Below are 20,833 nucleotides of genomic sequence, written 5' to 3'. Positions count from 1 at the left end.
GCCTGCGGAGCGCTCGGCTGTTACGTCTTTGCGGGGACGCCGGTGAGGGCCGTGACGACCGGATCGAGCGCCTGGTGTATCTCGTCGCCGATGGAACGGAAGAACGTCAGGGGCGCCCCGTACGGGTCGTAGACCTCGTCCGCCTCGGCGTTCGGGGCCAGCAGCCACCCGCGTAGAGCCGCCGCGGCGCGGACCAGGGCACGCGCGCGCAGGACCACGCCTTCCTCCAGGGGCGGCAGGGTCGCCGGGTCGATGGCCTTGACCAGGCGGGTGAACTCCTTGAGCGTGAAGGTGCGCAGGCCCGCCGAGTGCCCCATGGAGATGACCTGCGCCCGGTGGTCCCGGGTGGCGGTCAGCACCAGGTCGGCGCGGATCACGTGCTCGTCGAGCAGCTCGCGCCCGGTGAAGCCGGAGGCGTCCGCGCCGAAGTCGGCCAGGACGGTCTCCGCGTGTGACTCCATGGGCGCGCCCTCGTGGCCCCAGGTGCCGGCGCTCTCCACGATCAGCCCGCCGCCCAGGACGCCGAGCCGCTCCCGCACCGCATGGCGGGTCAGCCGCTCGGTGATGGGCGAGCGGCACACGTTGCCGGTGCTGACATGGAGGATGCGGAAGCTGTCACGCGGAAGCCCCACGAACGTCGTCGTGATCTCCGCCGCGCTTTCCCCGTTGCCTATGCCACGCCCCGATCCAGGGGCCGTCAATTCGCCACCTCGAGGTCGGGTACGACCTTTCGCAGCTCGTCCGCCGAGAGGGCGCCCGCGCGCAGCAGCAGCGGCACCTCACGGGTCACGTCGACGATCGACGAGGGCACGATGCCGGGGGTCGGGCCCCCGTCGAGGTAGACGGAGACGGAGTCGCCGAGCATCTCCTGCGCGGCGTCGCAGTCCTCCGGCGCCGGGTGGCCGGTCAGGTTGGCGGAGGAGACGGCCATGGGACCGACCTCGGTCAGCAGTTCGATGGCGACCGGGTGCAGCGGCATGCGCACGGCGACGGTGCCACGGGTGTCCCCGAGGTCCCACTGGAGGGAGGGCTGGTGCCGCGCGACGAGGGTCAGGGCGCCCGGCCAGAAGGCGTCGACCAGCTCCCAGGCCAGCTCGGAGAAGTCCGTGACGAGGCCGTGCAGCGTGTTCGGGGAGCCGATGAGGACGGGGGTGGGCATGTTGCGGCCCCGGCCCTTCGCGTCCAGCAGGTCGGCGACCGCCTCCGAGGAGAACGCGTCGGCGCCGATGCCGTACACCGTGTCCGTCGGCAGCACCACGAGCTCGCCTCGGCGGACGGCGGACGCTGCCTCGCGCAGACCGGTCACACGGTCGGTCGCGTCGTTGGTGTCGTATCGCCGTGCCATCTTTAGCTGGCCTCCTCGTACACGTGCTGCTGGGATGAAGTCTGCGAAGACTGCTGTGTGCCCGGGGTGCTCGGGGTGTCCGGTGTGCTCACGGCAGTGCCTTGCGGGCCGTGGCGAAGCGCGGGCGGTTGTTCAGGTCCGGGTGGTCGGCCGCGTCGGTCCAGCCGCGGTCCTCGGCGAAGATCCACGGCACCTGGCCGCCCTGGGTGTCGGCGTGCTCCACGACCACGACGCCGCCGGGGCGCAGCAGCCGGTGCGCGGTGCGCTCCAGGCCGCGGATGAGGTCGAGGCCGTCCTCGCCGGAGAAGAGGGCCATGTCGGGGTCGTAGTCCCGCGCCTCGGGGGCGACGTACTCCCACTCGGTGAGCGGGATGTACGGCGGGTTGGTGATGACCAGGTCGACCTGTCCGTCCAGGTCGGGGAAGGCGGTGAGGGCGTTGCCCTGCCGCAGGTCGACCCTGGACCCCTCGACGTTCTTGCGGGTCCACTTGAGGGCGTCCTCGGACAGCTCCACCGCGTGCACGCGCGAGCGCGGCACCTCCTGGGCGAGGGCGAGCGCGATGGCGCCGGAGCCGGTGCACAGGTCGACGATGCACGGCTCGACGACGTCCATGGCCCGTACGGCGTCTATGGCCCAGCCGACCACGGACTCCGTCTCGGGCCGCGGCACGAACACCCCGGGGCCGACCTGGAGTTCCAGGTAGCGGAAGTAGGCGCGCCCGGTGATGTGCTGGAGCGGTTCGCGGGCCTCGCGGCGGGCGATGACCTCCCAGTAGCGGGCGTCGAAGTCGGAGTCCTTGACGGAGTGCAGCTCGCCGCGCTTGACGCCGTGCACGAACGCGGCGAGCTCCTCCGCGTCGGTGCGCGGCGAGGGCACGCCGGCGTCGGCGAGCCGCTGGGTGGCCTGGGCCACCTCCGCGAGCAGCAGGTTCACGCAAGTCCTCCGTATTACTCGTACGTGCTCGTGCCTGCCTTACGCAGCCGCCAGCTTGGCCGCGGAATCCGCGTCGACACAGGCCTGGATCACCGCGTCGAGGTCGCCGTCCAGGACCTGGTCCAGGTTGTACGCCTTGAAGCCGACCCGGTGGTCCGAGATGCGGTTCTCCGGGAAGTTGTACGTGCGGATCTTCTCGGAGCGGTCGACCGTGCGGACCTGGCTGCGGCGGGCGTCGGCGGCCTCCCGCTCCGCCTCCTCCTGCGCCGCCGCGAGCAGCCTGGAGCGCAGGATACGCAGTGCCTGCTCCTTGTTCTGCAGCTGGCTCTTCTCGTTCTGGCAGGAGGCGACGACTCCGGTCGGGATGTGCGTGATGCGCACGGCGGAGTCGGTGGTGTTGACGGACTGTCCGCCGGGCCCGGAGGACCGGTAGACGTCGATGCGGAGGTCGTTCGGGTTGATCTCCACGTCGACCTCCTCGGCCTCGGGTGTGACGAGCACACCGGCCGCCGAGGTGTGGATACGGCCCTGGGACTCCGTGGCGGGCACACGCTGCACGCGGTGCACCCCGCCCTCGTACTTCAGGCGCGCCCAGACGCCCTGGCCGGGCTCGGTGGCGCCCTGGCCGCCCTTGGTCTTCACGGCGACCTGGACGTCCTTGTAGCCGCCCAGCTCGGACTCGGTGGCGTCGATGATCTCGGTCTTCCAGCCGACGCGCTCGGCGTAGCGCAGGTACATGCGCAGCAGGTCGCCGGCGAACAGGGCCGACTCGTCGCCGCCCGCGCCCGCCTTGATCTCGAGGATGACGTCCTTGTCGTCGCTGGGGTCACGCGGGACCAGCAGCAGGCGCAGCTTCTCCGTGAGCTCCTCGCGCTGCCGTTCCAGGTCCTTGACCTCGGCCGCGAAGTCGGGGTCGTCGGCGGCCAGTTCGCGCGCGGCCTCGATGTCGTCGCCCGTCTGCGTCCAGGAGCGGTACGTGGCGACGATGGGGGTGAGCTCGGCGTACCGCTTGTTCAGCTTGCGCGCGTTGGCCTGGTCGGCGTGGACCGACGGGTCGGCGAGCTTCTTCTCCAGGTCGGCGTGCTCGGTGACGAGTTCCTCGACGGCCTCGAACATCTTGGGGCTCCTGTGTACGGCGGGGGTGAAGGGCGGGCGACCAAAAACGCCGGTCCCGGAGCGCCCGGTGAGGGGGCGCGTCCGTGGACCGGCGAATGGAGGCTCGCTACTTCTTGGAGCCGGCGGCCTTGCCGAAGCGGGCCTCGAAGCGGGCCACACGGCCACCGGTGTCGAGGATCTTCTGCTTGCCCGTGTAGAACGGGTGGCACTCGGAGCAGACATCGGCGCGGATGGTGCCGGACTCGATGGTGCTGCGGGTGGTGAACGACGCGCCGCAGGTGCAGCTGACCTGCGTCTCGACGTACTCGGGGTGGATGTCGCGCTTCAAGGTGTCTCCTAGATTCGGGAGGGCGCCGGGTCGCCGCCGCGGGGTGCGGGAGCGTGAACCGGAGCCGACGTACCAGTTTGCCAGGACTGGGGCCTACTCCCAAAACCGGGGGTCGGGGTGATCTATTCCTCCGCGGGCCGTGGGGGCACCCGCGCGGTGTCCCGCGCCGTCGGGACGTGCCCGTCAGGGGGCGGTCACGACGCCCTTCGCCTCGCCGGTCGCCGAGCCCGACGTCGCCGACTTCGGGATCGGCTTGTCGTGCTCCAGGGCCTTCCAGATCTGGTCGGCCTTCTTCTTCTGGAGGAGGACGCGGTTGGGGTCGGCCGGGTCGTAGGCCACCGGCATCGTCACCATGTGCATCTGGGACGGGCTGATGCCCTTGAGGCCGCCTGCGAAGGACGCGAGCCTGTTGACCGAGCCGAGGTCGGAGTCCGCCGTCACCGTCTTGGTCGCGGTTTCCGCGAGGTCGAGCAGCTTCTTCGGGTTCGAGAAGACGCCGACGTCCTTGATCTGGGTGACCAGGGCCTTGATGAAGGCCTGCTGGAGCTGGATGCGGCCCAGGTCGGAGCCGTCGCCGACGCCGTGCCGGGTGCGGACCAGGCCGAGGGCCTGCTTGCCGTCGAGCGTGTGGGTGCCGGCCTTCAGCTTCAGATGGCTGTCGGGGTCGTCGATGCTCTCGGTCGTGGTGATCTCGACGCCGCCGAGGTCGTCGATGAGCTTCTGGAAGCCCGCGAAGTCGACCTCCAGGTAGTGGTCCATGCGCAGGTCGGTGATCGACTCGACGGTCTTCACGGCGCAGGCGGCCCCACCGGTGGAGTACGCGGAGTTGAACATCGCGTTCTGCGCGGCGGGGTGCTCGTCGCCCTGGGTGTCCGTGCAGGCGGGCCGGTCGATGAGGGTGTCGCGCGGGATCGAGACCACGCTGGCCTTCTTGTGACCCTTGTAGACGTGCACGATCATCGCCGTGTCGGAGCGGGCGCTGCCGTCGTCGGTGCCGCCGCCGAGCTTCTTGTTGCCGCCGGCGCGGGTGTCGGAGCCGAGGACCAGGATGTTCTCGGAGCCGTTGTCGGCCTTCTTGGGCCGGTCCGTGCCGAGGGCCTGGTCGATGTCGACGCTCTTGAGGTTGCCGTTGAGCTTGAAGTACAGGTAACCGGCTCCGGCGCCGCCCAGCACGACGATGCCGGCCGTGGTCCAGGCCGCGATCATCAGGCCCTTGCGGCGTCTCGGAGGCTTGCGCCGCCGGCCCTTGCCGCCGGGACGCGCTCCGTCGGTGCCGTTGCTATCCGGTATGCCCGGATCCGGCGTGCTCTCGGCAGACATGTACTCCTCAGCTCTTCTCCGGTCGCTTACCCCCTGCGATCAGTGCCAGGCCTGGCCGAAAACAACCTTCCTCAGCACCATCGTCGCCCCACCTGGTCAGACGGGGAAACTCGGGAAAGGGTTGCACAACGGACTGTGCCCACCGCGTACGACGGTGGGCACAGTGTGTGTTCGGCGCGGCGGGACGAACCCCGCTCACCTGCGATGTCAGCCGAAGATGTCGTACTGCTTGAAATCGGTGCCGACGGACTTGCGTGTGGCAAAGATCTCGCTGGTCCCCTTGCCGGTGCCGGCGTACAGGTAGAGCGTGCCGCCGGGGGTGCGGGCGAGGAAGTCGGCCTTGCCGTCGCCGGTGACGTCACCGGGGGCGTCGAAGGCGTTGTAGCCGTCCCACGTACGCACCTTGACCCGGGCCGAGAACGCGCCCGAGCCGGCCTTGCCGGTGCCCTTGTACAGGTAGAGGGCGCTGCCGGACTTGGCGCGGGCGATCAGGTCGGTCTTGCCGTCGCCGTTGAAGTCGCCCTTGCCGCGCACGGAGTTGTACTGGTTCCAGCCGGAGCCGACCTTCACGCGGGTCGCGAAGGTGCCGTTGCCCTTGCCCGGGTAGATCCACATCACGCCCGCCGAGTCGACGGAGAGCATGTCGGGCAGGTAGTCGCCGGTGACGTCACCGGGGGTGACGATCCGGGTGCGGGTCTTCCAGTTGTCGGCGATCTGCTTGGTCGTGCCCGTACGGCCGGAGGCCCAGAAGACGTCGCCGTCGCTGCTGCGCCGGTAGACGAGGTCCTGGTAGCCGTCGCGGTCGAGGTCCGTCTGCAGGACGACGTTCACGCCGTTCCAGTTGCCCCAGGACTGGCGGGCGGCGAACGACGTGCCCGTGGAGTCCTTGGAGTAACCGGTCTTGGTGGAGGCGTTGCGCACCCAGAGGTCGGCCTTGCTGTCGCCGCTGAGGTTGGCGTCGTCGACGCGCGGGTAGGCGGCGCCGACGTAGGTGCTGACCTTGCTGAAGACGCTGTAGGCGCCCTTGGCGACGCAGTCGGTGACGCCCCAGGACACGACACCGACGATCCGGTTGTTCACGACCAGGGGACCGCCGGAGTCGCCGTTGCAGGCGGAGACGGTGCCGGCGTCGCTGCCGGTGGCGGGCTTGCCCGCGCAGACCATGTGGCCCTTGACGAAGTCCCTGCCGTACGCGCCGGAGCAGGTCGTGTCGGACTGCATGGGCAGCGTGGCCGTCTTCAGCGTCTCGGAGATGTCGTCGCTGGTGGAGCTGGTGCGGCCCCAGCCGTAGACCTTGGCGCTGACCCCGGCCTTGTACGACGCGGTGTCACCGGACGTCGTCATCCGGATCGGGGTGGCCTTGACCGCCGTGTCGAGCGTCAGCACCGCGATGTCGTTGTCGATGGTCGTCGCGTTGTACGACGAGTGGTTCCACTGCCGCCAGACCGCCGTGGCGGTGCCGCCGTGCAGGTCGGTGCCGTTGGCCGAGGGCAGCTGGGAGGTGCCGGTGACGACGGCGCCGTTGGCCTTCCAGTTGTAGCCCTTGACGCAGTGCGCGGCGGTGAGGATCTTCGTCGGCGCGACGACGGCGCCGCCGCAGAAGAAGCCGATGTCGTCGCCGGTGGAGGCGGTGCCCCGGTTGTCGTAGTAGTGGAGCTGCGCCATCCACGGGGCCGTGCTGATGGTGGTCTCGTTGCCGCCGATGACCTTCGGGTCGATGCTGCCGGCGACGGTGCCCGCGGTGAGCGCGGCCTTGCTCGTCTTTCCGGCGACGTCGTCACCGGCCATGGCGCCCGCGACGCGCTTCTGGAGCTCGGCGGGCGACGGCGAGTCGGCGGCGGGCCTGACCTTCGGCTGCGGCAGCGGGGTGGCCGCTCCGGCGGAGCTCGTCAGCAGCGCGCCGGCCACGGCGGCGGCGACACCGGCCGCGGCGACGGGCAGTGCGATGCGTATCCGGCGTCTGTGCCGACCGCCCCCGGGCATGGGTGTACCCACGTATGTCCCCCCTCGGGATCACAAGTTCGAAGAGAGCGTGATCCTACCCGCACACGAACAGCACAGAGGGCCGCCCCCTGTTCGGGGAGCGGCCCTCCGCTGCGGTGTTCGCCTCAGTCGACGTACCTCAGTCGCCGTTGCCCGGCGTCGGGGTGGTCTTCTGGATCTGCATCAGGAACTCGACGTTGGACTTCGTCTGCTTCATCTTGTCGAGGAGCAGCTCGATGGCCTGCTGCTGGTCGAGCGCGTGCAGCACCCGGCGCAGCTTCCAGACGACCGCGAGTTCTTCGTTGCCGAGCAGGATCTCTTCCTTGCGGGTGCCGGACGCGTCGACGTCCACCGCCGGGAAAATGCGCTTGTCGGCGAGCTTCCGGTCGAGCTTGAGCTCCATGTTGCCGGTGCCCTTGAACTCCTCGAAGATCACCTCGTCCATGCGGGACCCGGTGTCCACCAGCGCGGTGGCGAGGATGGTCAGCGAGCCGCCGTCCTCGATGTTGCGCGCGGCTCCGAAGAAGCGCTTCGGCGGGTACAGCGCCGTCGAGTCGACACCGCCGGACAGGATGCGGCCGGAGGCCGGGGCGGCGAGGTTGTACGCACGGCCCAGACGGGTGATCGAGTCGAGCAGCACGACCACGTCGTGGCCCAGCTCCACCAGGCGCTTGGCGCGCTCGATGGCGAGCTCGGCGACCGTGGTGTGGTCCTCGGCGGGACGGTCGAAGGTCGAGGAGATGACCTCGCCCTTCACCGACCGCTGCATGTCGGTGACCTCTTCCGGACGCTCGTCGACGAGGACGACCATCAGGTGGCACTCGGGGTTGTTGTGGGTGATCGCGTTGGCGATCGCCTGCATGATCATGGTCTTGCCGGTCTTCGGCGGGGCCACGATCAGACCGCGCTGGCCCTTACCGATCGGCGACACGAGGTCGATGATGCGGGTGGTGAGCACGCCCGGGTCCGTCTCCAGACGGAGGCGGTCCTGCGGGTACAGCGGGGTGAGCTTGTTGAACTCCGGGCGGCCGCGGCCGTGTTCGGGCGCCATGCCGTTGACGGAGTCCAGGCGCACCAGCGCGTTGAACTTCTCGCGCCGCTCGCCTTCCTTGGGCTGGCGGACCGCGCCGGTGATGTGGTCGCCCTTGCGCAGGCCGTTCTTGCGGACCTGGGCGAGGGAGACGTACACGTCGTTCGGGCCCGGCAGGTAGCCGGAGGTCCGGATGAACGCGTAGTTGTCGAGGATGTCGAGGATGCCCGCGACGGGGATCAGGACGTCGTCCTCGTTGATCTGCGGCTCGGTGGCCATGTCGTCGCGGCCGCGACGGCCACGACGGTCGCGGTAGCGGCCGCGACGGCCACGGCGGCCGCCCTCGAAGTCGTCGTCGTCCTGCTGGCCGCGGTCCTGACGGCCGCCGCCCTGCTGGTTCTGCTGCTGGCCGCGCTGGCCGCCGCCCTGCTGGTCGTCGCCCTTGCCGCCGCGGCGGTCGCGATCCCGGCCACCGCGGTCACCACGGTCACCACGGTCACCGCGGTCACGGCGGTCGCGACGACGGCCCTCGCCGCCGTCACCGCCGTCGGACTTGGCGTCGTTGTTCTGGGACTGCTGCTGCGACTGGGCCGGCGTCTCGGCCTTGGTGTCGTTCTTCGCCTCGGCGACAACGGTCTCCGTGGCGGAAGCCGGGGCTCCGGCCTCGGCGGTGGCCCGGCGGCGACGGCGCTCGGGGGCGTCCTCGCCCGCGCTCGCGCGGGACCCGTCGCGGGAGGGGCCGCCGGCCGGCTGGCCGGGAATCTCGATCTGCTGCTGGGCCGCGGCCTTCTCGGCCTGGTCCGCGGGGGCCGGGGAGGCCTCCTTCGCGTCCGCCTTCTTGTCCGCCTTCTCGGCGTTGTCGCCCGTACGGGTCCGCGAGGTGGCGCGGCGCTTGGGCTTGGTCTCGGCGGGGGCGTCGGCCTTCGCGGCCGGAGCGGCGCCGCCGGACGCCTGTGCCTCCTTGATGACCTCGATCAGCTGGCTCTTGCGCATGCGCGCGGTGCCCCTGATGCCGAGGCCGGATGCGACCTGCTGCAGCTCGGCCAGCACCATGCCCTCGAGGCCGGTACCGCGGCGCCGCCGGGAGCCGGCACCGGTGGCAGGCGCGGAGGCGTCCGTGGCGGGCGCGGCAGCGGTCTCCTCGACACGTGCGCCCATCAGATCGGTGGTGTCGCTCACGAAGGGTCCTTCCCTGGAGCGGACGTCGGCCTGTCTGGCTCGGCGACCGGTTGTGCTGTCCGACTTCGGTCCGTGTGGTGTGAACCGTGCCGGGGCGGTGGTCCGCCTAAGCGGCGGAGGAATCTGGTGATGGCGCTTCCTTGAGCCGTGGCACCCAGTGTCAGTGTCACGCGGCGTGGTCGCACCGGTTCCGGAGCGTGCCCTGCGCCCCGCTCAGTGTCCTTGTACGGCGTACGGTCCGACGTACGGAACACAGTGCGGCTTGGGGGGCTCCCGGAAGAATGTCTGTCCCGGACGGGGACACAAGGCACCTCGCCATGGTGGGGTCGGGTGCAGACTTGAGGTTAACACTACCGGATCCAACAAACATTCCCCCTCTCGAAATCCGGTAACCGAGCGCTTTCAGATGTCACCGGAGGCCGCGAGCGGCAGCACGCTCGCGCCCTGCTGGTCGAGACTCAGCCGGTTGGCGGCCCAGTCCGCGCCCGCCAGGGCCTCGACCTTGTCGGCGGTCTCCGCGTCGGCCAGCGCCATGACCGTCGGCCCGGCCCCGGAGATGACCGCGGGGATGCCGTCGCCCCGCAGCCGCTCCACCAGTGCCGCGCTCTCGGGCATGGCGGGGGCGCGGTACTCCTGGTGCAGGCGGTCCTCGGTGGCCGGCAGCAGCAGTTCGGGGCGGCGGGTGAGGGCCTCGACGAGCAGGGCGGCCCGGCCGGCGTTGGCGGCGGCGTCGACGTGCGGGACGGTACGCGGGAGCAGGCCGCGCGCCGTCTCCGTGAGGACCGGCTTTCCGGGGACGAAAACCACCGGAACGATGGAATCCGACGGGTCCATCCTGATCGCGCGCGCCGCGCCGCCCTCCATCCAGGACAGGGTGAAGCCGCCCAGCAGGCACGCGGCGACGTTGTCCGGGTGGCCCTCGATCTCGGTGGCGAGCTCCAGCAGCGCGGTGTCGTCGAGCTTGGCGTCGGCCCCTATGGTCACGGCGCGGGCGGCGACGATCCCGGCGCAGATGGCGGCCGAGGACGAGCCGAGGCCCCGTCCGTGCGGGATGCGGTTGGCGCAGACGATCTCCAGACCGCGCGGCTGTCCGCCGAGCAGGTCGAAGGCGGTGCGCAGGGAACGCACGAGCAGGTGCTTCTCGTCGCGCGGGAGCGTTTCGCTTCCCTCACCCGCGATGTCGATGTGCAGCCCGGAGTCGGCCACCCGGACGACCACGTCGTCGTACAAGCCCAGCGCGAGGCCGAGGGCGTCGAAGCCCGGGCCGAGGTTGGCGCTGGTGGCGGGGACGCGCACCCGGACGGCGGCGGCGCGGAACGCTGGACCGGCCATCGCTCGATGACTCTCCTTGAGCTGCGGTGATTGTCGAATGACGTTCGGCGGACATTCGAAGGCGTACGAGAACCCTGGGGGCCGCCGCCGACCGGGACGGCCGGCCGCTGCCCGGCCGCGGAGACGGCGCGGCGCCCCGCTCTGCGCAGGCATATGCGGCGGGCGGGTTCGGTACAGCCTATCGAAGGAAGGTTCTGTGGCGACATAGGGCGCACAGGAGGCGCACGATGCGTGTCGTAAGCCCCCTGTGCACCCCCCGTAGGGAACTTCCCCCGGCCGGCGCGGTCTTACGCCGGACCATGCCGGGCGTAAGACCGGCGCTCGGTGCAAAGGCGCACGTCAGGCCGGTGCGAGCGCCGTCAGGCGAGACCCAGGCGCTCCGCCGCGGCCGCCGAGTCGACGGGCACGGTGACCGGCTGCGGGGCACCGGCGACGGCCCAGTCGGGGTCCTTCAGCCCGTTGCCGGTGACGGTGCACACGATCCGCTGCCCCGGGTCGACCTTGCCCTGCTCGGCGGCCTTCAGCAGACCCGCGACGGACGCGGCGGACGCCGGCTCGACGAAGACGCCCTCCTGCGAGGCCAACAGACGGTAGGCGCGCAGGATCTCACGGTCCGTCACCTCGTCGATGGCACCGCCCGACTCGTCCCGCGCGGCGAGCGCGAACTGCCAGGAGGCCGGGTTGCCGATGCGGATGGCCGTGGCGATGGTCGAGGGGTCCTTGACGACCTCGCCGCGCACGATCGGGGCGCTGCCGGAGGCCTGGAAGCCCCACATCCGCGGCTTCCGGGACGCCACGCCGTCCGCGGCGTACTCCGTGTAGCCCTTCCAATAGGCCGTGATGTTGCCCGCGTTGCCGACCGGCAGGACGTGGATGTCGGGCGCGTCGCCGAGCATGTCCACGATCTCGAAGGCGGCCGTCTTCTGACCCTCGATACGCACCGGGTTGACCGAATTGACCAGCGCCACGGGGTAGTTGTCGCTCAGGCCGCGCGCGAGCGTCAGGCAGTCGTCGAAGTTGCCGTCGACCTGGAGGATCTTCGCGCCGTGCACGAGGGCCTGGCCCATCTTGCCGAGGGCGATCTTGCCCTGCGGCACGAGCACGGCGCAGACCATCCCGGCCCGCACGGCGTACGCGGCGGCGGAGGCCGACGTGTTGCCGGTGGAGGCGCAGATGACCGCCTTGGCGCCCTCCTCCTTGGCCCGGGTGATGGCCATGGTCATGCCGCGGTCCTTGAAGGACCCCGTGGGGTTTGCGCCCTCCACCTTGAGGTGGACCTCGCAGCCCGTGCGCTCGGAGAGCACCTGCGCGGGGACGAGGGGCGTGCCACCCTCACGGAGCGTCACGACCGGCGTGCTGTCGGATACCGGCAGCCTGTCCCGGTACTCCTCGATGATTCCGCGCCACTGGTGGGTCATTGCTGGTTACTCTCCTTCAACCCGCATGATGCTGGCGACACCACGCACGGTGTCGAGCTTACGCAACGCCTCGACGGTCCCAGTGAGGGCGGCGTCGGACGCACGGTGCGTGACGACGACGAGGGAGGCCTCGCCGTCCTTCCCCGACTGGCGAACCGTATCGATCGAGACTCCGTGCTCGGCGAAGACGGTCGCGACCTGGGCGAGAACACCCGGTTTGTCAGCTACGTCGAGGCTGATGTGGTACCGCGTGACGACGTCGCCCATCGGGGACACCGGCAGAGCGGCGTAGGCGGACTCGCCCGGTCCGGTCGCGCCGCCGATCCGGTTGCGGCAGACGGCGACGAGGTCGCCGAGAACGGCCGAGGCGGTGGGGGAACCGCCCGCTCCGGGGCCGTAGAACATGAGCTGGCCGGCGGCGTCGGACTCGACGAAGACGGCGTTGTAGGCGCCTCGGACGGAGGCCAGCGGGTGGCTCAGCGGGATCATCGCGGGGTGCACGCGCGCGGTGACGGACGCGCCGTCCTCGGCCCGCTCACAGATGGCGAGCAGCTTGATGGTGCAGCCCATCTCCTTCGCCGAGGCGAAGTCGGCCGCGGTCACCTCGGTCATGCCCTCGCGGTAGACGTCGTCGAGGCGCACCCGCGTGTGGAAGGCGATGCCGGCGAGGATCGCGGCCTTGGCGGCGGCGTCGAAGCCCTCGACGTCGGCGGTCGGGTCGGCCTCGGCGTACCCCAGGGCGGTGGCCTCGTCGAGGGCCTCCTGGTAGCCGGCGCCGGTCGAGTCCATCTTGTCGAGGATGAAGTTGGTGGTGCCGTTGACGATGCCCATGACCCGGTTGATCTTGTCGCCGGCGAGGGACTCGCGCAGCGGCCGGACCAGCGGGATCGCACCGGCGACGGCGGCCTCGTAGTAGAGGTCCTTGCCGTGCTGCTCGGCGGCCGCGTGCAGGGCCGCGCCGTCCTGGGCGAGCAGCGCCTTGTTGGCGGAGACGACGGAGGCGCCGTGCGCGAACGCGGTGGTGATGAGTGAGCGGGCGGGCTCGATGCCGCCGATGACCTCGACCACGACGTCGATGTCGCCGCGTTTGACCAGGGCGGTGGCGTCGGTGGTGATCAGCTCGGGGGCGATCCCCTCACGCACCCGGTCGGGCCGCCGTACGGCCACGCCCGCGAGATCCACCGGGGCTCCGATGCGGGCCGCGAGGTCGTCGGCGTGCGTCGTCATGATGCGCGCCACCTCTGAGCCGACCACTCCACAGCCCAGCAGCGCCACCTTCAGCGGACGCGTACGCATCATCCGACCTCGTTTCCTCTTTACCGTCTACGGTGGAACCAGTCTCACTCACCGGACGGGAGTTTCTGCCCCCGGTCCGGATCGTGAGATGTCTATTTCATTTTCACGGGGGCGGAAGACAGGAGATCTTCCGCCACCCGCCCGCTCGGGCTCGCGGCCCCCTGCCGTTCAGCCCACGTCCAGACGCAGCAGGTCCTCCTCCGTCTCGCGGCGCACGATCACCCGGGCCGCACCGCCCTCGACGGCGACGACCGGCGGGCGCAGCACATGGTTGTAGTTGCTGGCCATGGAACGGCAGTACGCGCCCGTGGCCGGTACGGCGACGAGGTCACCCGGTGCCAGGTCGGACGGCAGGAACGCGTCCTTGACCACGATGTCCCCGCTCTCGCAGTGCTTGCCGACGACCCGGGCGAGCATCGGCGCGGCGTCGGAGGTGCGGGAGACCAGCGCGACGCTGTACTCGGCGTCGTACAGCGCGGTGCGGATGTTGTCCGACATGCCGCCGTCGACGGAGACGTAGGTCCGCAGCCCGTCGAGGGGCTTGACGGTGCCGACCTCGTAGAGCGTGAACGCGGTCGGCCCGACGATGGCCCGCCCCGGCTCGACGGAGATACGGGGGGTACGCAGCCTGGCGGCCTCGCACTCGCGGCTGACGATCTCGGTGAGCGCCTTGGCGATCTCGTGCGGCTCGCGCGGGTCGTCGTCGCTGGTGTACGCGATGCCGAGCCCGCCGCCGAGGTCGATCTCGGGCAGCTCGACCCCGTGCTCGTCACGGATGTCCTTCAGCAGCCCCACCACCCGGTGGGCGGCGACCTCGAAGCCGGACATGTCGAAGATCTGCGACCCGATGTGGCTGTGGATGCCGACCAGCTCGAGCCCGTCGAGCTGCAGCGCCCGCCGTACGGCCTCGGCGGCCTGCCCGCCGGCCAGCGGGATGCCGAACTTCTGGTCCTCGTGGGCCGTGGCGATGAACTCGTGGGTGTGGGCCTCGACGCCGACGGTGATGCGGATGAGGACCTTCTGCCGCTTCCCCAGACCCTGCGCGACGTGGGCGACGCGCACCATCTCCTGGAAGGAGTCGAGCACGATGTGCCCCACACCGGCCTCGACGGCCCGGGTGATCTCGTCGACGGACTTGTTGTTGCCGTGGAAGGCGATGCGCTCGGCGGGCATACCGGCGGACAGGGCGGTGGCCAGCTCGCCGCCGGAGCAGACGTCGACGTTCAGCCCTTCCTCGTGGAGCCAGCGCACGACGGCACGGGACAGGAACGCCTTGCCCGCGTAGAAGACGTCCGCGTCGGTCCCGAAGGCGGTGCGCCAGGCCCGCGCACGGGCCCGGAAGTCGGCCTCGTCCAGGACGTAGGCGGGGGTGCCGAACTCCTCGGCGAGCCGCGTGACGGAGATGCCGCCGACGGTCACGACGCCGTCGTCGTCCCGCGTCACGGTCTGGGCCCACACCTTGGGGTCCAGTGCGTTGAGATCGGCGGGCGGGGCGGAGTAGTGACCCTCGGGAAGGACATCGGCGTGACGGGGCCCGGCGGGGTGTGCGGATCGGCTCATGGTGTCGTGTGCCTCTTCTTGGCTCTCAGAGGTGTTCGGGTGCGTCGATGCCGAGCAGGGACAGGCCGCCGGCCAGCACCGTCCCGGCGGCGTCGGCGAGCGCGAGCCGGGCACGGTGGGCGGCCGAGGGTTTCTCCGCACCGCGGGGCAGCACAGCGGGGAGCAGGGGCATCACGGCATCGGCGACGGTGACGAGGTGCCGGGCGAGGCGGTCGGGGGTGTGCTGCGTGGCGGTGGCGGCGAGGACGCGGGGATGGTCGCCGAGTACGGCGAGCAGCGCTTCCGCTGCGCTCACGGGACCGGGCTCGGGGTGGAAACCGAGGTCGGCGGCGTTGCGCAGGAGGGCCCGGGTGCGGGCGTGGGCGTACCGGACACGGAAGAGGGGGTTGGTCTCCCGCTGGACGAGGTGGTCGCCGGGGATCCGGGGCCGGTCGTGCGGGGCGGGGTGCAGCAGCGCCCAGCGGGCGGCGTCCCGGCCGAGCGGCAGGGGGTCCCCGGCGGCGGGAACGGGCCGGACGGTGACGGACCGGACGGGGACCACCCGCGGCCCCGGGGTGGTGAGGTCCGCCCCGAGGACCGATGTCCACTCCGGGGCGGTCCGGCCGGTGCAGGAGACACGGACGACGTCCCCCTGGCTGCGCGCCAGACGGGCGACGACGTCGGCGACCACGACGGCACGCACCTCCGCCCGGCAGCGGATCTTGAGGGTGATCCCGCTGAACCCGTTCGTCGTGTACCCGTAGCGCCGCCCACGCCGCAGGATCTCGTCGACCAGGTCGGCGGAGGCGGTGCTGTGCAGGGTGACGTTGAGGAAGCCGGGCCCGGTGACGACGACGTCGGCGAACCGCTGCTCGTCGAGGAGCCGCGCTCGCAGCGCCTCGGCGACGTCACGCGGCGGCCGCCCTGCCTCACGGGCCAACCGGAGCGCGATGTTGGTGGCGTAGTCACCACACCCCCCGGGCCCCGGCGGAGCGACCACGGCCCACTCCGGCACGCGCACACTGAGCTCACCGTCGTCGACGGCACGGCGCACGGCGTGCAGCACGGTGCGGGAGAGCTCGGCGGGGGTCACGGGACAAGCGTATGGGAGGGAGGGGGTGGGTATGCGAACCGGTTTCCGTACGGTCCGGGATGTGGACGGGGTGTGGCGGTGGTCGGGGGTGGGCGGTGTTTGGCGTCGGGGGTGTGTGTCGGTGGGCGTTGGGGGTGGGCGGTGCTTGGCGTTGGGGGTGTGTGTCGGTGGGCGTTGCCACTCGGGATCGCAAGGCGCTCGGGGGGCTTGGGACACTCGGGGCGCGCGGGCGGCTCATGAGGCTCACGCTCAGGACGCTCAGGACGCTCATGGCGCTCATGACGCTCATGACGCGCATGACCTGCGAAGCGGCACACACCGGAGCCGCGGCCTACGGAACAGCGGGGAGATCCACTTCTCTCCCCTGTTCCCTCACCGGTTCCATGGCTGGTTCCCTTGCTGGGGCACCACCGCCGTCGGTGTCGGAACCACCGCTGCGCTGTTGGCCCCCGCCCCGGCCGCGCTCCATCAACTGGCGCACCAGACGGACCAGTTCGGCGGGCTCGAAGGGTTTGGCGAGGAAGGCGTCGACGCCGGCTTCGAGTCCGGCCTCGATCTCGTGGTGCCCGCAGGCGCTGACGATGGCGAGGGGCGTGTCCCGGGTCCGCGGATCGGCCCGGAGGCGAGCGGCGGTCCGGATCCCGTCGAGCCGGGGCATGACGACGTCGAGGGTGACGACATCGGGCCGTACGTGATGAACGACGTCGAGACACTCGGCACCGTCGGCCGCGGTCACGACCTCCAGCCCCTCAAGCTCGAGGTTGACCCTGATCAACTGCCGGATGACCTTGTTGTCGTCCACAACAAGCACCCGACCCGACGCGCCTGGCACAACTCGAGAGTAGGTCGGCCCCGGCCACCGCGTCCGGGTTTTCCCCACTTCCACCCCACACGAGCGACGCACACCCCCGCCCCCGACAGCGGAAACCCGTTCATGACCACCCGGTGGGAGCTGGTAGTGTTCTACCCGTCGCCGCGAGCAACGCGACCGACACGCCCCCGTAGCTCAGGGGATAGAGCAACGGCCTCCGGAGCCGTGTGCGCAGGTTCGAATCCTGCCGGGGGCACCTTGCATGAGGTGCCCAAAGACCCCGCCATCAGCGCTTTCGCTGGGGTGGGGTCTTCGTGTGTGTGCAGGCGTGTGCCGCTCGGAGCGGCTGTATGTCGGGTGCCGTGGACTATCCGTGGACTGGCCACAGGCCAGGAATCCGCAGGTCAGGGCCGGAAAACGCCGAGGCCCCCGGACCGTAGTCCAGGGGCCATCATGCCGCAGGTGCGCGTGTCGGAGGTGTGCCGGGATCAGGTCCCGTCGCCGGGCTCGTCCTCCTGGCCGTCGCCCTCACCGAGGAGCTCGGCGATCCGGCGGTTGGCAACGTCCTGGCGGCCGTCGAGACACTTCGCGTACCGGCTCAGCAGCACTTCGACGCTGTTGCCCGCGCGTTCCGCCACCTCGGTGGGGTCGACGCCAGCGTTAAGCCACGAGGAGAGCGCGGCGTGCCTCAGGTCGTACGGTCGAGCGGCCAGCGGCGAGGCCACCTGTTCCGGCGTGAGTGCCAGGTGCCGGGCCTCGTCCCAGACGCGCCAGTACGTAGTGGAGGCGACCACTCCCCCACGTTCGTTGGCGAACAGCCGCCCGTCCTTGGCGGTGCCGAACTCCTCGATATGGGCGAGGAGCATGCGGACGAGGCGAGGTGGGATCGGGACGATGCGGGTTTCATTCGTGGGGCGATTCTTGAGGCCGCGGTTGTCGTGAACCTCCCCGGTCCCGGTCCAGCGCTTCCCGACGGTCGGGCGGGTCTTCTCCAGGATCAGCGAACCCCACCCGGCCTCCGGCAGCGTGCAGTCCGGACGACGCAGCGCCACAGCTTCCGCCGGCCGAAGCCCGCCGAAGTACATGCAGGCGAAGAGCGCGACCAGGCGCCGCCCACGGGCTCTGCGGTAGCCGCCGACGTAAGAGACTGCGGCCAGGAGTTCGCGTGCCTGCCGAGGGTTCACCACGACCCGGCGGTCGACTTCCTTGGTCACCTTCGGAGGCTTCCACTTCACGAGCGTGACCGGGTTCTCCGGAAGCTCCCCCAGTTCGACCGCGTAGGCAAGGGCGTTGAAGAGGACCGCGCGCTTGCGCCGTACCGTCTCTGCGGCCGCTGGAGTGCCCGACAGCTTGAGCTTGAGCGAGTCGAGGACGCGGCGGATGTCTGCCGGATTCTTGATCGTCGCCAATGGCAGCGAAGCCTTGGCAACCCAGCGAAGAGCGTTCGCGATGTCGACCGGCGGAGCTTCCTCGTCCGAGGCCTGGACGACGAAAGCCCAGCCCCGCAGCGCACGGCGCAAGACGTCGTCAGCAGGCCGCCCAGGCCGATCACCCAGCAGTTGAGTCGTGACGAGCGTCATCGTCTCGTTCAAGCTGTCGCGGGAGTTCGGAGCCGCGTGCGGCCACTTCATGGCGACGTACGCCCGTGCGAAGTCGTACCAGGTACGGGACGCTTTGACGGGTGCCATCGAGTCCGGCAGGCCGGTTTCCGTGTCGAACGCCTCGCCCTTCTGCGCAGCCCGAAGAAGCTTGGCGCGGAAGTTGTCGGCGAGTGCCTTCGTCCGGAAAGTCTCGGAGAACGGCGGGGCATCGCAGACCTTCCATCGCACGTCATACGACGGCGTCTTGTATGGCCGCTTGCGGATGCCCCACACCCTCACGTCATGCGACTTCACGCCGCCTCCGCGAGCCCGTGGAGCCAGGCGTCGAAGTCACTGCGCCACACGCGGAGCTCGCCGTTCGGAAGCTTGATCGCCTCCGGAGCCTGCCCTAGCTCGCGCCAGCGGTAGAAGGTTCGGCGGGACACTCCGCCCAGCTCGGCGAGGATCTGCGGGACAGTCATCAGTTCGTCTCGACGGCGGTCCATGTCGGTTCTCCTAATTCCTCCTTAAGACGGTCGGTCGTGTGCTGGCTGAGCGGGGGATGCCTGCGGTTCTCCTGGCCATTGACGCCTCACGGAAGAGCGGCGCCCATAAGACGCTTCGCAACGTGACTGCCGCGTGAACACCGGGCAGATACCTGCTGCGCTTCTGGCCCGCAGGCCTTGCGACAGAGCGGTACACCCGGTGTTCTCGGACCAGCACGACATCGCGTCACAACCGAGACAACCCTTGCGCGGCTGAGGGGTGAGCCAACCCGGCCGTAGTGACCTCTTCGTCGCTTCGCGAGCCAGCGAGCTCTCCTTGAGACAGAGGCCGGCTGGGTGCAGGTGCCATGAACGGCTGGTGAGATGGCGGACAGATCAAGTCCTGGAATTAGGTCGCCGCATGGCCCGCACCGGCTTCACCCACAACACCGCGCGCATGGAGGACGCCGTGAAGGTCTTCTGCGGGATCGACTGGTCCGAACACCACCACGATGTCGCCCTGGTCGACGACATCGGCACACCGCTGGCCCAGTGCCGCATCACCGATGACGCCACTGGCTACAGCCAACTTCTGAGTCTGCTCACCGAATACGGCGACAGTCCCACACACCCCATCCCCGTGGCCATCGAGACCAGCCGAGGCCTCCTCGTCGCTGCCTTGCACAACGGCCACCGGCAGGTCTTCGCGATCAACCCGCTCGCCGTCGCCCGCTACCGGGACCGCCACACGGTTTCCGCACCAAGTCCGACCGCGCTGACGCGCTGGCGCTGGCACACATCCTGCGCACCGACATGCACCGTCACCGCCCACTGCCCAACGACAGCGACCAGGCCAAAGCCATCACGGTGCTGGCCCGCGCCCAACAAGACGCCGTCTGGAACCGCCAGCAGATCGCCAACCAGGCACGCTCACTCCTACGGGAGTACTACCCGGCCGCTCTGGAAGCCTTCCACAGCAGAAAAGGCGGACTGACCCGACCCGACGCCCGCCAAGTGCTGACCATGGCACCCACCCCGGCCCAAGCCGCCCGCCTCACCCTCACCCAACTCCGCAGAGCCCTCACACGAGCCGGCCGCAGCCGGAACATCGATACCGACGCCCATCAACTACATGCCCTCTTCCGCACCGGCCGACCCCACCAGCCCGCACCCGTCGAACACGCCATGGGACGACAACTGCTCGCCCTGCTCACCCAACTGGACGCCGCCTGCCAAGCCACCGACGACCTCACCACCGCCGTCGACGAACACCTCCGCACACATCCCGACGCCCAGATCCTGCTCAGCTTCCCCGGCCTGGGACCCCAGCTCGCCGCCCGCATCCTGGCCGAAATGGGAGACGACCACACTCGCTTCTCCGATGCCCGCGGCCTGAAGGCATACGCCGGATCCGCACCCATCACCCGCTCATCAGGCAAGAAACGCTACGTGGGCCGCCGCTACATCAAAAACGACCGCCTCTGCCACGCCGGCCACCTCTGGGCCTTCGCCTCCTTAAGCGCCTCACCAGGAGCCAAAGCCCACTACCAACGCAGACGCGACCATGGCGACTGGCACGCCGCCGCCCAACGCCACCTCTTCAACCGCTTCCTCGGACAGCTCTACCACTGCCTCCAAACCCGACAGCCCTACAACGAAGAGCAAGCCTTCGGCCCCACCCCTTGACGCCTTAACAGCGTGAGATGTCTGTCTCCGCCCCGCTCCAGCCCGGCCGGCGCCCGTGCCGCGCACTGAGCAATCAGTCGCCTGATGCCAGTGAAGGGGTACGTCGCGGCTGGGGCGGTCGGCTCCACGGCTTTAGGCAGCCACTTTGGCGCGAGCCTCGAAGATCACGGCCCCAACGTCGTGCTTTACCGGGCAGGTCCACAGACTGCCCGACGCGCCGGAAGCTTACGGGGCCATGATCACTCGCACCAAAGCAGCTCCAGCCCAAAGCCGCTCCGTAAGGTGTTTGGCGGTCCGGAAGAGTGGGGTGTGGCTCTAAAGTCGCTTGCCCCCGGTGGCTCCGGTGGAGTGGCCGCCC

16 protein-coding genes, 1 tRNA gene and 1 pseudogene are annotated in these 20,833 nt (G+C 70.2%); 2 read left to right on the top strand and 16 right to left on the bottom strand.

Annotation, left to right across the window (positions count from 1 at the left end):
• Positions 1-20: 20 nt before the first annotated feature.
• The 14 genes from ACFV20_RS28430 to ACFV20_RS28365 all read right to left on the bottom strand — a co-directional run bounded on the left by ACFV20_RS28430 (position 21) and on the right by ACFV20_RS28365 (position 16,745).
• Positions 21-701 carry a protein-tyrosine-phosphatase gene (locus ACFV20_RS28430; protein ID WP_385661390.1) on the bottom strand — a complete coding sequence of 227 codons (681 nt, stop codon included), beginning with the start codon at positions 699-701 and terminating at the stop codon, positions 21-23.
• Positions 698-1,345 (bottom strand): L-threonylcarbamoyladenylate synthase, encoded by a 648-nt coding sequence (locus ACFV20_RS28425; protein WP_189592974.1) that lies wholly within the window; start codon positions 1,343-1,345, stop codon positions 698-700. The genes ACFV20_RS28430 and ACFV20_RS28425 overlap by 4 nt, the downstream gene beginning before the upstream one ends.
• A gap of 88 nt (positions 1,346-1,433) precedes the next feature.
• Positions 1,434-2,279 carry a peptide chain release factor N(5)-glutamine methyltransferase gene (gene prmC, locus ACFV20_RS28420; RefSeq protein ID WP_234848501.1) on the bottom strand — a complete coding sequence of 282 codons (846 nt, stop codon included), beginning with the start codon at positions 2,277-2,279 and terminating at the stop codon, positions 1,434-1,436.
• Positions 2,280-2,318: 39 nt separating this feature from the next.
• Complete coding sequence (prfA, locus tag ACFV20_RS28415) at positions 2,319-3,395, bottom strand: peptide chain release factor 1 (RefSeq protein ID WP_385661385.1); 1,077 nt, start codon at positions 3,393-3,395, stop codon at positions 2,319-2,321.
• A 106-nt stretch (positions 3,396-3,501) separates the two neighbouring features.
• Positions 3,502-3,723 carry a 50S ribosomal protein L31 gene (gene rpmE / locus ACFV20_RS28410; protein ID WP_003992975.1) on the bottom strand — a complete coding sequence of 74 codons (222 nt, stop codon included), beginning with the start codon at positions 3,721-3,723 and terminating at the stop codon, positions 3,502-3,504.
• Positions 3,724-3,906: 183 nt separating this feature from the next.
• The gene (locus ACFV20_RS28405; RefSeq protein ID WP_385661381.1) at positions 3,907-5,043 is read right to left on the bottom strand and encodes an LCP family protein; all 1,137 of its coding nucleotides are present in this window, start codon (positions 5,041-5,043) and stop codon (positions 3,907-3,909) included.
• A gap of 207 nt (positions 5,044-5,250) precedes the next feature.
• Positions 5,251-7,026: a trypsin-like serine protease gene (locus tag ACFV20_RS28400; protein WP_385661568.1), complete on the bottom strand. Its 1,776-nt coding sequence runs from the start codon at positions 7,024-7,026 to the stop codon at positions 5,251-5,253.
• A gap of 139 nt (positions 7,027-7,165) precedes the next feature.
• Positions 7,166-9,235, bottom strand: a complete 2,070-nt coding sequence (rho, locus tag ACFV20_RS28395) for a transcription termination factor Rho (protein ID WP_385661377.1) — start codon at positions 9,233-9,235, stop codon at positions 7,166-7,168.
• Between the two features lie 402 nt (positions 9,236-9,637).
• Positions 9,638-10,567 carry a homoserine kinase gene (gene thrB / locus ACFV20_RS28390; protein ID WP_385661374.1) on the bottom strand — a complete coding sequence of 310 codons (930 nt, stop codon included), beginning with the start codon at positions 10,565-10,567 and terminating at the stop codon, positions 9,638-9,640.
• 359 nt (positions 10,568-10,926) lie between these two features.
• A complete protein-coding gene (thrC, locus tag ACFV20_RS28385; RefSeq protein WP_385661371.1) occupies positions 10,927-11,985 on the bottom strand; it encodes a threonine synthase in 1,059 nt (352 codons plus the stop codon).
• A 6-nt stretch (positions 11,986-11,991) separates the two neighbouring features.
• Positions 11,992-13,284, bottom strand: a complete 1,293-nt coding sequence (locus tag ACFV20_RS28380; protein WP_385661368.1) for a homoserine dehydrogenase — start codon at positions 13,282-13,284, stop codon at positions 11,992-11,994.
• A gap of 165 nt (positions 13,285-13,449) precedes the next feature.
• Positions 13,450-14,841, bottom strand: a complete 1,392-nt coding sequence (lysA, locus tag ACFV20_RS28375; RefSeq protein WP_385661366.1) for a diaminopimelate decarboxylase — start codon at positions 14,839-14,841, stop codon at positions 13,450-13,452.
• A gap of 25 nt (positions 14,842-14,866) precedes the next feature.
• On the bottom strand, positions 14,867-15,913 hold the full coding sequence (gene nrtL, locus ACFV20_RS28370; protein WP_385661364.1) for an ArgS-related anticodon-binding protein NrtL: 1,047 nt from the start codon (positions 15,911-15,913) through the stop codon (positions 14,867-14,869).
• Positions 15,914-16,244: 331 nt separating this feature from the next.
• Positions 16,245-16,745, bottom strand: coding sequence for a response regulator (locus tag ACFV20_RS28365; protein WP_385661362.1), 501 nt, complete (start codon positions 16,743-16,745; stop codon positions 16,245-16,247).
• Between the two features lie 163 nt (positions 16,746-16,908).
• On the opposite strand from ACFV20_RS28365, the gene ACFV20_RS28360 reads away from it, so the two are divergent.
• A tRNA-Arg gene (locus ACFV20_RS28360) sits at positions 16,909-16,980 on the top strand.
• Between the two features lie 232 nt (positions 16,981-17,212).
• On the opposite strand, the gene ACFV20_RS28355 is transcribed toward ACFV20_RS28360, so the two are convergent.
• The gene (locus tag ACFV20_RS28355; protein ID WP_385661359.1) at positions 17,213-18,619 is read right to left on the bottom strand and encodes a tyrosine-type recombinase/integrase; all 1,407 of its coding nucleotides are present in this window, start codon (positions 18,617-18,619) and stop codon (positions 17,213-17,215) included.
• The gene (locus ACFV20_RS28350) at positions 18,616-18,810 is read right to left on the bottom strand and encodes an AlpA family transcriptional regulator (protein WP_033314625.1); all 195 of its coding nucleotides are present in this window, start codon (positions 18,808-18,810) and stop codon (positions 18,616-18,618) included. The genes ACFV20_RS28355 and ACFV20_RS28350 overlap by 4 nt, the downstream gene beginning before the upstream one ends.
• Positions 18,811-19,246: 436 nt before the next feature.
• Here ACFV20_RS28350 and ACFV20_RS28345 point away from each other — a divergent pair.
• Positions 19,247-20,475 (top strand): annotated as a pseudogene (locus ACFV20_RS28345) (IS110 family transposase).
• The last annotated feature ends 358 nt before the right edge of the window (positions 20,476-20,833 follow it).

Origin of the sequence: Streptomyces sp. NPDC059696, from assembly GCF_042733745.1 — a bacterium.
Classification (GTDB): Bacteria; Actinomycetota; Actinomycetes; order Streptomycetales; family Streptomycetaceae; genus Streptomyces.
The sequence above is the reverse complement of the archived record's forward strand: the minus strand, read 5'-3'. Positions and strand labels throughout refer to the sequence as shown.

Excerpts from the sequence above, each read along its gene's own strand:
- ACFV20_RS28425 (WP_189592974.1), bottom strand. The coding sequence starts at position 1,345 with ATGGCACGGCGATACGACACCAACGACGCGACCGACCGTGTGACCGGT.
- prfA (WP_385661385.1), bottom strand. The coding sequence starts at position 3,395 with ATGTTCGAGGCCGTCGAGGAACTCGTCACCGAGCACGCCGACCTGGAG.
- ACFV20_RS28405 (WP_385661381.1), bottom strand. The coding sequence starts at position 5,043 with ATGTCTGCCGAGAGCACGCCGGATCCGGGCATACCGGATAGCAACGGC.
- ACFV20_RS28400 (WP_385661568.1), bottom strand. The coding sequence starts at position 7,026 with ATGCCCGGGGGCGGTCGGCACAGACGCCGGATACGCATCGCACTGCCC.
- thrB (WP_385661374.1), bottom strand. The coding sequence starts at position 10,567 with ATGGCCGGTCCAGCGTTCCGCGCCGCCGCCGTCCGGGTGCGCGTCCCC.
- thrC (WP_385661371.1), bottom strand. The coding sequence starts at position 11,985 with ATGACCCACCAGTGGCGCGGAATCATCGAGGAGTACCGGGACAGGCTG.
- ACFV20_RS28380 (WP_385661368.1), bottom strand. The coding sequence starts at position 13,284 with ATGATGCGTACGCGTCCGCTGAAGGTGGCGCTGCTGGGCTGTGGAGTG.
- lysA (WP_385661366.1), bottom strand. The coding sequence starts at position 14,841 with ATGAGCCGATCCGCACACCCCGCCGGGCCCCGTCACGCCGATGTCCTT.
- ACFV20_RS28350 (WP_033314625.1), bottom strand. The coding sequence starts at position 18,810 with ATGGACCGCCGTCGAGACGAACTGATGACTGTCCCGCAGATCCTCGCC.